At 41.8% G+C, this 12,883-nt stretch carries 9 protein-coding genes; 8 read left to right on the forward strand and 1 reads right to left on the reverse strand.

The genetic code is table 11. The features are described from left to right. Window positions 1–994: 994 nt before the first annotated feature. The gene (locus E2I05_RS00325) at window positions 995–2,194 is read left to right on the forward strand and encodes an IS110 family RNA-guided transposase (RefSeq protein ID WP_133309409.1); all 1,200 of its coding nucleotides are present in this window, start codon (window positions 995–997) and stop codon (window positions 2,192–2,194) included. A 547-nt stretch (window positions 2,195–2,741) separates the two neighbouring features. On the opposite strand, the gene E2I05_RS00330 is transcribed toward E2I05_RS00325, so the two are convergent. Beyond that, window positions 2,742–4,610, reverse strand: a complete 1,869-nt coding sequence (locus tag E2I05_RS00330; protein ID WP_121854839.1) for a M14 family metallopeptidase — start codon at window positions 4,608–4,610, stop codon at window positions 2,742–2,744. Window positions 4,611–4,763: 153 nt separating this feature from the next. On the opposite strand from E2I05_RS00330, the gene E2I05_RS00335 reads away from it, so the two are divergent. The 7 genes from E2I05_RS00335 (at window position 4,764) to E2I05_RS00365 (ending at window position 12,587) form a co-directional block, all read left to right on the forward strand. After that, on the forward strand, window positions 4,764–5,378 hold the full coding sequence (locus tag E2I05_RS00335; protein ID WP_121854840.1) for a tRNA-uridine aminocarboxypropyltransferase: 615 nt from the start codon (window positions 4,764–4,766) through the stop codon (window positions 5,376–5,378). A gap of 15 nt (window positions 5,379–5,393) precedes the next feature. Then, window positions 5,394–5,774, forward strand: a complete 381-nt coding sequence (locus tag E2I05_RS00340) for a hypothetical protein (protein ID WP_121854841.1) — start codon at window positions 5,394–5,396, stop codon at window positions 5,772–5,774. A gap of 1 nt (window position 5,775) precedes the next feature. Next, window positions 5,776–6,423, forward strand: coding sequence for a class I SAM-dependent methyltransferase (locus tag E2I05_RS00345; protein WP_121854842.1), 648 nt, complete (start codon window positions 5,776–5,778; stop codon window positions 6,421–6,423). 264 nt (window positions 6,424–6,687) lie between these two features. After that, on the forward strand, window positions 6,688–7,905 hold the full coding sequence (locus E2I05_RS00350; RefSeq protein ID WP_133309410.1) for a hypothetical protein: 1,218 nt from the start codon (window positions 6,688–6,690) through the stop codon (window positions 7,903–7,905). A gap of 106 nt (window positions 7,906–8,011) precedes the next feature. Further along, window positions 8,012–9,322 (forward strand): amidohydrolase, encoded by a 1,311-nt coding sequence (locus E2I05_RS00355; RefSeq protein WP_121854844.1) that lies wholly within the window; start codon window positions 8,012–8,014, stop codon window positions 9,320–9,322. A gap of 473 nt (window positions 9,323–9,795) precedes the next feature. After that, complete coding sequence (locus tag E2I05_RS00360; RefSeq protein WP_121854845.1) at window positions 9,796–11,127, forward strand: M16 family metallopeptidase; 1,332 nt, start codon at window positions 9,796–9,798, stop codon at window positions 11,125–11,127. Next, window positions 11,124–12,587 carry a M16 family metallopeptidase gene (locus tag E2I05_RS00365; RefSeq protein ID WP_121854846.1) on the forward strand — a complete coding sequence of 488 codons (1,464 nt, stop codon included), beginning with the start codon at window positions 11,124–11,126 and terminating at the stop codon, window positions 12,585–12,587. Before E2I05_RS00360 ends, E2I05_RS00365 begins: the two co-directional genes overlap by 4 nt. Window positions 12,588–12,883: the final 296 nt, after the last annotated feature.

Consider the following 12,883-nt stretch of genomic DNA (forward strand, 5'->3'; position numbering starts at 1 on the left):
CTGATATTAAGACGTAGCTTGCAGCAAGTAGTTATTCTACTTGCAAAAGTTACAACGCAGATAGCAGCCATTTTAGCAAGCTTGTGAGCGTAGAGCATTTCACTCATTGGGTGAAAAACATGATAATAAAATCATCCAATTGCTCAAACAGTTACTCATATACTCAGCGTTCAACTGATGTTTTTAGGATAAACCAGAGACAGCAACGTTATTATTTATAATAAGTCCATCAGGTTGAAACGTAGCTGACGGGATAATTACCAGTTCATCCCGAAATCTGACGGGCATGCATAATGGGTAACCGCTATGGCATGAAGCCCCGTGAAAAAGGTTGAGATGCAATGTAGACCGCAGCATCAAGCGAATTCAGTTAAGCGTTGTAAATCAAAAATGAAGATGGGAAGTCTCTCCTAGTTGATGACCCCTGACACAAACAGAGAAGCAACAGATAAATGCATCTGTTTGATCTTCCGGCGTAATATGAAGTGGCATGTATTGAAGGAAATAAAGTGAACGTGGGAGAGCCTGAATGTTGGAAGGTAGTGACTTCCACTATCCGAATATAAGGTAAACCGAAATTTCAGATAGGGCACTCAGGCAGTCGGATGAGCCTATAGCACCGTTAACCGTGAAGACAACATAACTTCACATCAGGGAAGGGGCTCAGTGTTACACCCGTTTTTAACCTAAACGTTCATGATAGGCGTAGATGTCATGAGCGTTTACTTTAATTTCGATTTTTCTATCACACTACACCATGAAAATTCTTTCTGTTTTATTCTAACTATTAGCAGAGCTTAAATCGTGGTCGCATTTTTTTTAGTTTTCATAACTGAACCTAAACTGATCTGGATATGGTTGCTCGTACCCTCGGCTATTTCAGCTTTTACGCATTGAATGAACGGTAAAATGACCAGTTCTTGTTAGAGTTCTTGGCAATCCAATCTATCCACTAGGCTCTGCTACTCACTTTAATTCAGTGGAGTAGTATTTTATGGAGCCTATTGTAAAAAGTTGTGCAGGATTAGATGTCCACAAGATGATGGTCATGGTCACTATCCGCAAGGAGACAGAGCAGGGAATTGAAGAAATCACCCAATCCTTTGGTACTTTAAAAAAAGAACGCTTGAAATTATGCCATTTTCTCAAACAGCATCATATTGAGCTAGCTGTAATGGAAAGTACAGGTGTTTACTGGAAAAGCATCTACCTTTCACTTGTTATTACTGGCATAAAAACGCAGGTCGTTAATGCAAGACATGTCAAGAATGTTCCCGGTCGAAAGACAGATGTCATTAACAGTCAATGGCTCGCTTCACTCGGTCACTATGGACTCGTTCGGTCAAGTTTCGTTCCAGCGCCACAGCAGGAGCAACTCAGATTACTGACTCGCAGAAGAGACAAACAAAAAAAGGAATTGAGTAATGAGAAAAATCGATTACATAAAACCTTAGATGATGCTGGTATTCGTCTGGGCGGGTTTATTAGCGACATTAACGGGAAATCAGGGCAAATACTCGTGAACGGTCTGATTGAGGGAAAGCCATTGTGTGACTTGATAAAAATGGTCGACCCAAGACTGAAAGCCGATAGAAGTGAACTTATGGCGAGTATAGACGAAACTCTTACTCCGTCACACCTTTATATCTTGCGTAATATCAAAAGTCACATTGAGTTTCTAGAGAAGCAGCTTGCTGAGCTAGAAACCTTAATTATTGAAACGATAAAACCGTGGAATGAGGCTCTGGAACTTTTGCAAACGATACCGGGCACTAGTGTTATCAGTGCAGCTTGTCTTATTGGTGAAATCGGTGACGACATGAGTTGCTTCGATGGAATGAAGGGTATCAGCTCATGGGCAGGTTTATGTCCGGGAAATAATGAAAGTGCAGGAAAAAGAAAAAGTGGGCGAATGCGTAAAGGAAACAAAATGGTCAAAACACTCTTGTGTGAAGTAGCTAATGCTGCCGTTAAGACGAAAAGCCAATTCAAAGGCAAGTACCAAGGTTTGGTCATCCGTCGAGGACACAAGAGAAGTATCATTGCTATCGCCCACAAACTTTTACGTATTATCTACACAGTATTAAGCCGAAGGAAAGCCTATTTTGACCCAGATATTAACTACGAGGAGTTAATGGTCAGGAGAAATAGTCCCCGATGGCTTCAAATGATGATTAAATACAATATGGTATAAACAGTTAAGCAAAAAGCTTAACAGACAGCCAGACTTATTTTTATCCCTTCAATAATTGCGGGGAGGACTATGTTGCGTCTAATACTATTAATTTTCACGGTAACATCAGTTGAACGCTGAGTATACGAGTAACTGTTTGAGCAATAAGATGATTTTAACCTTATACCAATTACAGTAATTAATCTCTCACTCAGCAAGAGCTAAAGGGTTTCAGTGCAAGGCACAAGCTCGAAGTACTATATTCCCTACGGCCGCCATACAAAACTGGCGTTCAACGCACTTAGTGCTTTTGTCGGGATAATTCAAGTGCTTGTAACGCAGTAATGGAATCCTTTAGCCTTGCCCTTCGGGAGCTTGTATGTGCTCACTTTGGTTTATAAAGAATACTTCTCAAAATTGTCTTGACGTAGCAATGTAATAACGACAGCTTTGTATGCCGGTAACAACTATGCCTTCATCAATTTCGATTGCACTTTGAGCACATACATAGCTCTGAGTTGAGCATTTAATTACTGTTAATTACTGTAATTGGTATTAGCTTTCAATCTTATTGCTCGCGGTAAACTGGATACTTCAGATACTGATCATCATAATAAGCACTACGTTGGTAAAACCAACGTAAGCGAGCTTTAGCATCACTAGCAAAAACCTCATCTTTTAAGGCAGCATCAAATTCAGCTTGCAGTGAAGGATTATCTTGCAACATCTTTTGTGCTAATGGCTCTACGGCGTAATCTTCAATGTATTCAGTACGGGTAAATATTGGATTAAAGAATCCCCACTGTAGAAAGGAGTCTGTCGATTGTGGCTCAAGCAATAAAATCGCTAAATCTCCCAGCGGTTGATCCGTTTCAATTTTAACCGTGCCTGTCGGTAGAGTGAGCTCTAGAGGTGATAAACTACTTTGAACGGATACACGCTGGTGGCCTTCATAAGATTGTTTGTCGAAGGTTGGATCACTAAATTGGTATTGTTGCACAATTTTACGGGTCGGCTTTTGCAATTGTGTCATGCGAATACCATGAATTGAAAGACGCTCAATGACTTCAGTCCATTGTGGCAATAAGTAATAAGCACTTGGGCGGTTAATTTTCAGTTTAGCTTTGGTGCGACCAACGACAGGCAACTGTTGATACAGCTTAGGTTCACCACTCCAGCGTACTACAGAGTTACCACTGATTGGGCTTTGCTCGGTGGAATAACCAATGCCTTTAAAATCCCACCCTTGTGGTTGCTGTTCGGCTTCCCATGTCAGTGTCACTCGATCATTAAAAGCAAATTTGTCTTTCGATATCGCCATTTTAAGCAATGTACCATGCTGACTTAAGGTTTTTAGAGTCTGCTCTAACAAGACATACGTGCCGAGCACTCGCTGTTTATAAGGCTTCAGGCTGTGATTTTCAATCAGTATGGTAGGCAAATGTCGTGCATCGCCATAGCCGTTTGAAAACCGCGGCGAGGCATTCCAAAGCGTTAGGCCTTTGGTTAAATCAGTATTGTCGATGGCAAAAACTAGTGGTCCTGGAATATGGCCTGCGGCGGTGAGGGCGGTCTCAATTTGTGGACGATACTTATTTTCGAGCCATTGATAACTGTTAGGACTTAATCCGTTCGAGAGATTATAACCAAAGGTAACATCATATTGGTAATCGATGCCGTCGGTGACATGAACGTCGATGTACAGTTGCGGATCCCATGTGTTGATGGCGCTGAGCATTAACTGCATTTCAGCGGTATCCGCTTTGGCGTAATCACGGTTTAAATTGAGATTATTGGCATTGGTACGCCAGCCCATGTCAACAGGACCTCGTTGATTGACACGATTGTATTTTCCGTGGCGTTCATGACCATCGACATTAAAAATTGGCACAAACAAGAGATTGACGTCATCGAGTAACGAGCGTTTTTCTCCAAGTACTATATCGCGCAGTAACATCATGCCAGCATCTTTACCGTCAATCTCACCAGCATGGATGCCTGCTTGAACAAGTATGCTGGGTTTATGGTTTTGTTTTAACTCATTAGGGGTTTTAGCGCCTTTACTTGAGGCGACAAACATCCAAATGTCACGCCCTTGTGGACTTTTCCCTAGACTGACTTTATGGATGAGGTTTGATTGTGCAACGAGTTTGTCGAGCCAAACAAAGGTATCGTGATAATTTGGGCTATTGATATAGTTGGACTGTTCAAAGGGCGTCGACCAAGGTGCGTTTTTGTCCAGTAATAATGATTCACTTGCTCCATGCCATTGGATCTGTGGCGGTAAGATAGTGTCATTAACAAAGGTGTCGTTAATCCGTGGGCTGGACATTTCCTTTTTTGAAATATCGCCTTCACTGGGCGCATTTACTGCAAAGGTTGAAAAAGAAGCCAAACACAGCACTGGTAGCAAGGAGGATAAATTGAGCACACGCATGACTTGGTCCCGTAAGTCGATAGAAAAACACAAATATCCTTACTTATCGTTTGCTTGAGTGCAACAAGAATCTTGAAAAACAGTACATTTATGCAGAAACACTGAGTTTTGTTATAATCCGAGCTCTTTATGAATGATATGGCTTAACTTCCTTTGACTCCACGTTTAACACGCCAGCAGTGTCAATATTGCCACTTTCCTCAGACTCATTGCTTATGTGGCATAGTGAATAAAATAACCAGTCGCGATCAATTGGTGGTGTTGCAACATCCCAGTGAAGTTAAACACGGCAAAAACAGCGTGAGATTATTGCCATTAGCCTTAGATTTTGTAAGAGTGGCAGTCGGTGAATGCGCCGATGATTTTGTCGATATTCGCCAATGGCTATCTCAGCAAAATAAACCAGTTTATTTATTGTATCCATCAGAGACCAGTATCGATGTGGGTACAGCCAAACAATCAACGGCCTCGATTTTAATTGTGCTGGACGGTACATGGCGGAAAGTGCATAAAATGCTGCAACTGAATCCTTGGCTGTATGAACTACCTCAATTGCATATCTCGCCAGATAAACCGAGCCAATACCGTATTCGAAAAGCCAAGCGTAGTGACAGTTTATCGAGTTTGGAGGCAGCGGCTTATGGTTTACAAGCTTTAGAGCCTGAGTTAAATATCGAGCCGTTATTCACTCTGTTTGATGCTATGATAACTCAACAAATCAATGCGATGCCGCCAGATGTACGGCGTCGTTACGAACCAGAAAGTTAAACAAAGGATGCAATCATGAAGTGGACAAAGGAACTGTCACAGGGTGTTTTAGTCGCACTGTTAACTCTTATCATTAATGTGATCCCACAAGCCATGGCCAATGAGCAAGGCAATAAAAAAAAGCTGAAGTGGGTGCCTAAAACCGAACGGGCTCAAGCTGAAAAAAAAGTCTCAGAACACACCAAAACTGAAATGCTGCAGGCCGAAAAAGCCAAACAAGCTGCAGAGCAAACTCCAATCCGGGAGCAAAAAGTGTTGGCGGCGCAACAAAAAAGTGATTGGGAACAACAGCAACAAACCAAATCTCAGCAGCAGTTTGCTGAACGTCAAAGCCGTGAGCAACAACAATTGATAAAAGCGCAACAAGCGGCAAAGAAAAATAAAAAGATAGAGTAAAATGAGTAATCAAGTTTGCGTGTTATGTCACCAAGAGTTGTTAACCTTTTATGCTAAAGACAAAAAACGCTCCTATCATCAATGCCAATTGTGCAAATTGGTGCAAGTTGAATCTGAGTATCATTTAAGTGCTGAAGATGAAAAAGCCGAATACGATAAACACGATAATGATGTGGCTGATGCTGGTTACCAAAAGTTTCTTTCTCGTTGCTTAGATCCGGTGCTGGAGCGAGTCAGCCCTGATAGTTCGGGATTAGATTTCGGCTGCGGAGAAGGCAAAGTATTAAGCCAAATGGCAGCAAGCCGCGGCGTTCACGTCGCAAATTATGATTTGTATTACGTCAATGAACTGAAGGCTCTTAGCCGACAATATGAATTCATTACCCTCACAGAGGTCATTGAGCACATTTATGATGTGAACCAATTATTGATCCAACTGAAATCCCTGCTTAAACCCAATGGCCTACTGGCAATCATGACCAAGCGGGTTAAAGATAAACAGGCTTTTGCTCAGTGGCATTATAAAAATGATATGACCCACATTTGCTTTTATTCGATTGAAACCTTTGAATGGATAGCCAATCAGTTTGGCTGGCAACTGGAAGTGATTTCAGATGATGTGGTGATATTGACCGTGAAGTGTGTTTGATGAGTTTGTCCTGAAGTTTTAAAAACCTAAATTTGCCTTAAGCAAAAAGGAAATTGCATTCAGCTCTAGTTTAGGTTGTGCTTGTTAGCGTGGGGAACACATGCTTTGTTTCCATATGGTGACAATATGAAGCGCTATATAAAAATGTCATTTCTTATCCTTATCTTTAGTGTGTTAACTTTATGTTTTTTAAAAATGGCAGCGGCTAATACTCAGACAGAATTGTCTTCGGCGAAAATCATTCAGCAAACATCGCCTTTCAGCTTGAGTCAACTCACTCAACGATCACCGGAATTTTTGCGTTATCAACAGAAAACACTCAATAGGGTACTTGCGTCAGAGGAAAATCCAAAAATTGTCGCAAGATGTGGTTTAGATAAAACGACGATGAAGGTCGTTTCAATTAAAGATTATGATGACTTAAAAACTCAGCTTGCGCTTTATAATACCTACAAAGGAAATTTGATTTTATTGCTGCCTGAAGCCAATTACACTATAGATACTATGTTCATTAAGGCTAAAGATGGAAACATTAGATTGTGCGGTGTTTCTGATCTGCTTGATGATGTAAATAGTGATGAGCAATCGGTTATATCTGGCGATATGAATAGCCAAAAAAATAAATATTTGGGACTGGGGATTTCTGCAACTAATTTTGTAAAAAAAGATGGCTCTGTGGCAGTCTTTAACCCAGTAAATTTTGATAACAATAGTGTGGATGATGTTTACGATAAAACGCAAATTATTGTAAAAAACGATATTCAGTTAGTCGATAACGCTTCGGTGTCTTTTATTGGTTTAGATATAAGGGTTCAAGGTGGTGATGCCGATAGCAATATAGGGTCACTCCAAGCCGTACGCTCGGGTACGATTGATATTATCGAGTCGGCATTAAGTCAAGGAGAAAGAAGTCAATCAAACTATACCTTGATTTTTTACCAAAATAGCAAACTTAGTATCTATAGGTCGGTGCTGATGTCAGCTAATAGTTATCGGTTAATTGAGTCACATACGCCTTATTCGACAGTGATTTATCAGTCTCAGCTTATTCATGTTTGGAACTCTGATTATCCCAAAAAAACCTTTTACGATCCTCTCGCTTTTGCCTTGTGTAGTTATAACACTTTTTGTATCGAAGCCGTAAACGAGCCTGTAAATATAATGCTTTATCAAAATGTCATTTTGGCGCTAGGAGGGTTTCCTGAAAACAGTTATACATCAGCAATTATTAACAATATGGCTGGAAGCTTAATCTTATATGGAAACTACTATGGGGAAAATATTTGGTTACCGCTCAATGTTGGTCCGATTACTGAATACGATAGAGTAGTGGATTTAATAAGCCTAACAGCCAATTTATGGAATAAAGCAGGCTTGACCAGCAAAAGTGTGCCCTGCATAGTGCCAAAAAATGCGACTGGTGAAATTAAATTTTATAACAGAGATAAAAGTTATACAGGGATCTGTAAGGCAGAGCATTAGTCCCTTCAACGCTACAGATTGTTGGTTTGAATGAATTTAACCAAAAAATTAACAAATACAACAAAAAAAGGTAACGTACATAAAAACTACAACAGGATAGTGTCTTATGTATTTCCCTTCTAAACCTTTACTTATTGTCACCGCACTCTTAGCACAGTCTGCAACCTTCATTGCAGCGCCGAGTTTTGCTAATCAAGCCAAATCGCTTACTGAAATGATTGAGCCAAAAGTGATCGCATTACGGCGGCAGTTACATCAGCATCCAGAACTCTCTAATCGCGAATTTGAAACCAGTAAGCTGGTGGCTTCTGAATTGAAAAAACTGGGTTTAGAAGTACAAACGGGTATCGCTCACACTGGCGTTGTCGCGATACTGAAAGGTGGAAAACCGGGGCCATTCATCGGCTTACGGGCTGATATGGATGCATTGCCGGTAACTGAGCAGTTGGATTTGCCTTTTGCATCTAAAGCGATAGCCAAATATAGAGGAAAAGACGTTGGTGTGATGCATGCCTGCGGTCACGATACTCATGTGGCCATGTTGCTAGGTGTTGCGTCCAATTTAAGTAAAATAAAAGAGCAGCTTGCTGGTGACGTGATGTTTATCTTCCAGCCCGCTGAAGAGGGCGCGCCAGCGGGTGAAGAAGGCGGCGCGGAGCTGATGTTAAAGCAAGGACTATTTAGCAAGCGTAAACCTGATCGTGTATTTGGCATGCACGTTACTTCTAGTATGCACAGTGGCACCATTGCCCTGCGCAGTGGCCCAGCGATGGCCAGTGAAGATTCATTTACCATCAAAGTTGAAGGCAAACAAACCCACGGTTCAAGACCTTGGCAAGGTGTTGATCCAATTGTTGCGTCAGCCCAAGTCATTAATGCGGTACAAACTATCATTAGCCGCCAAGTCGATGTGACTAAAGCGCCTGCAGTAGTCAGTTTTGGTGCCATTAACGGCGGCATTCGGTCAAACATTATTCCAGATGAAGTAGAGTTGATTGGTACTATCCGTACCTTCGACCAAGACATGCGTGCTGACATAAAAAAACGTTTAGCTGAAATTGCATCGAATGCGGCGCAGATTGTTGGAGCCTCCGCAACGACCGAAATCGATCATGGCTACCCGGTCACCGTAAATAATCATGAATTAGTCACTGAGATGCGTCCTGTTATTCGTAGCGTTGTCGGAGACACTAACCTTATTGAGCCGAGCTTAATCACGGGTGCAGAAGACTTCTCTTACTATGCGCTTGAAACGCCCGGCCTGTTTTTCTTTTTAGGCGTTACACCGTTAGAGCAAGACCTATCGACTGTTGCTAGCAATCACTCGCCGAAATTTTATGTGGATGAATCGGCATTAAAAGTGGGCGTAGAAGCCATGACTAAAGTCGCTATGGTTAATTTGGGTATGAAAGATTGAAATCAATTACAGTAATTAATCTCTCACTCAGCAAGAGCTAAAGGGTTTCAGTGCAAGGCACAAGCTCGAAGTACTATATTCCCTACGGCCGCAATACAAAACTGGCGTTCAACGCACTTAGTGCTTTTGTCGAGATAATTCAATTGCTTGTAACGCAGTTATGGAATCCTTTAGCCTTGCCCTTCGGGAGCTTGTATGTGCTCACTTTGGTTTATAAAGAATGCTTCTCAAAATTGTCTTGACGTAGCAATGTAATAACGACAGCTTTGTATGTCGGTAACAACTATGTCTTCATCAATTTCGATTGCACTTTGAGCACATACATAGCTCTGAGTTGAGCATTTAATTACTGTAACTGGTATAACTGCATTGCTAACAAATTTTACAAATTTCTTTACAAATAAAAATGCCAACTCTGGCTTGAGTTGGCTTATTCTATTGGCGAAATTAAAAAATTAAATTAAGGAAACACGATGAAGCGCACGTTAAGTGCTCTGAGTCTTTCATTGGGGTTGATGTTTGCTGCGACAGCAGCACAAGCCACAACGGCGGAAGACGTAAAGAGCTTCACTTTAGACAATGGTATGAAGGTGATGGTACTGGAAGATCACTCCATTCCGAATGCCAATATGTATTTATTCTGGAAAGTCGGATCACGTAATGAAGTACCCGGTATTACCGGCATTTCACATTTCTTTGAACACATGATGTTTAATGGCTCCAATAAATACGGTCCAAAAATGTTTGATCGCACCATGGAAGCCGCTGGTGGTGCGAATAATGCCTACACAACAGAAGATCTCACCGTGTACACAGATTGGTTCCCAGCCAATGCGCTTGAAACCATGTTTGATCTTGAAGCCGACCGCATCGCCAATTTAGACATTAATCCGCAAATGGTTGAAAGTGAGCGTAACGTAGTTGCCTCAGAGCGAACTACTGGACTTGAAAACTCAAATTGGCGCGCATTATCAGGACCACTAAAAGGTGTGGCTTTTCAAGCGCATCCGTATTCATGGTCAGTGATCGGGCATGAGTCTGACATTCATGCGTGGACGTTAGACGATTTAGTGAAATATCATAAAACTTATTACGCACCGAACAATGCCGTAGTGGTGATCGCTGGTGACGTGCAGTTTGATAATGTTAAAAAGCTGTCTGAGCAGTACTTTGGTGCGATACCAGCACAAACGCCGCCAGCAAAGGTTCGTACCGTTGAGCCTGAACAAAAAGGTGAGCGACGCTTGTTTGTCGAGAAAGCATCTGTTAGCACACCAAACGTAATGATTGGTTATCATACTCCGGCAGCTAAATCTGATGATTACTATGCATTAGATGTTTTGTCTTCAATTTTGAGTGAAGGTAATAGTTCTCGCTTGTACCAAGGTTTAGTCGATAAGCAAATTGCTTTAGCCGCACAAACGTACATGCCGACATCATTCGATCCGAACTTGTTTTACGTGTTCGGTATTGCTAGTCCAAAAGTATCGGCTGAAACAGTAGAAAAAGCCTTGATTGAGCAAATTGATCTTATCGCTGAAAAAGGCGTGACTCAGCATGAATTGGATAAAGTGAAAAACATCAAATTAATGAATTTTTACCGAACACTTGAGACGATTAATGGTAAAGCAAATACGATTGGAACCTATGAATTGTATTTTGGCAGTTATAAAAAATTGTTTAATGCTCCTGAGCTGTATAACAAAGTCACTCCTGCGGATATTCAGCGTGTGGCAAAAACCTATTTGAAAAAGTCGAACCGTACCGTAGGTGTGCTAGCGGCGAAAGAGGAGATGGATAAATGAAATTATCGCCTTTAAGCAAACAAATTAAGTCATGTTGGTTAGTCGCATTAGTGCTCGGGTCTAGTGTGGCGTTATCAGCTTGTAATTCAACGCCTGCACCGAAAATTGCTGAAGTTGCGGCGGTTGATACCGGCAGCTTTAGCCTGCCACAGTACGAGCAATACCAGCTAGCGAATGGTTTAACCGTGTATTTAATGCCACAAAAAGAAGTGCCATTGATCACTATTGATGCTGTGGTACGAGCAGGCAGTGTTAACGATATTCTTGGCGGCGAAGCGCGTCTCACCGCTAAAAGCCTGATGTTGGGTGCTGGTGGCAAAACCAAAGCTGAAATTGAGCAAGCTGTTGATTTTCTCGGCGCAAGTCTTGGAAGTAGTGCAGGTAAAGAAGGCAGCTACTTAAGCAGTGATTTTATGGCAAAAGATCTTGATGTGATGTTGCCTATCATCAGTTCAGTATTGACCTCACCTGATTTTGATAGCAAAGAATTTACTAAGCTCAAAGAGCGGGAAATTGCTGGGCTATCACAAGCCAAAGAAAGTCCACGTTCCGTGATTGGTCGTTATTTTGATAAGCTGATATTTGCTGATCATGCCTATGGTAAGCCAAGTTCAGGCAATCGTGATGGTTTGAAAAAACAAGACATTAGCCGGTTAAAGCGTTTTTACCAAAGCTATTATCAACCACAAAACACCGCCATTACGGTGGTCGGTGATTTTGATAAAGCGGCAATGAAAGCCAAGTTAAAACAGGCATTTGGTCAGTGGGAAATGCTGTCACAAGTCAGCCAACCTAATTTAGCGGTGGACTTACCTGAGTTAGACCGTAATCGTGTGTTACTGGTAAACAAAGGAGATGCCATTGAAACCACGTTTTTAATTGGTGGCAAAGGTGTGGCATATGATAATGCTGATCTTGTGGGACTCACCGTGGTTAATACCATTTTGGGTGGGCGTTTTACCTCGTGGTTGAATGATGAATTACGAGTGAATGCTGGGTTAACTTATGGAGCACGTTCAGCATTCATTCCTTACTCAAAGGCCGGCGTATTCCGGATTAGCACATTCACAAAAAGTGATACCACTGAAGCCGCCATTGATTTAGCGCTTGAAACCTACAGTCGTTTGTGGGAGCAAGGTGTTGATCAAGCGACGCTTGATTCAGCTAAAGCTTACGTGAAAGGGCAGTTCCCACCAAAATATGAAACTAATGGACAGTTGGCGGGCTTATTAACCAATATGTACCTTTATGGATTCGACGACAGTTACATTAATGACTTTCAAGCTAAAGTTGATGGCTTGACCATTGCTGAAACCAAGCGTTTGGTGAGTAAATACTTCCCACAAGACAATCTGCAATATGTCTTGATCGGAAATGCAGACAATATCGGCACGGTTGCAGCCAAATACGGCACCGTAACTCAGGTAGACATTAAAGACATTGGGTTTGATGTGAAGTAATTGCTATAACATTCACTGTGAATTAATAAAAGGGCTTTGGCCCTTTTTTGTTTGGCCAGCGAAGCTGGCAAACCCGACAGGCAGAAAGAAGCCTGTATCACCCAGACTGAGGGGAAGATAATCCGAATGGCAAGGGCGTTGTTGGCTAACGGCAAGGTCTGAAGGAAGCCATAGGAAGTGAGAGGTACACAGCGAAAGCGAACCTGATTCGGCATAATAGAAAGGTAAGCGTGCGAAATAGCGCAACGCCATATACTCAGTCAGCTCTATTGTGTGCTTGAGGGTGGGATTTCTAA

It is taken from the genome of Parashewanella spongiae, from assembly GCF_004358345.1.
GTDB classification, from domain to species: Bacteria; Pseudomonadota; Gammaproteobacteria; order Enterobacterales; family Shewanellaceae; genus Parashewanella; species Parashewanella spongiae.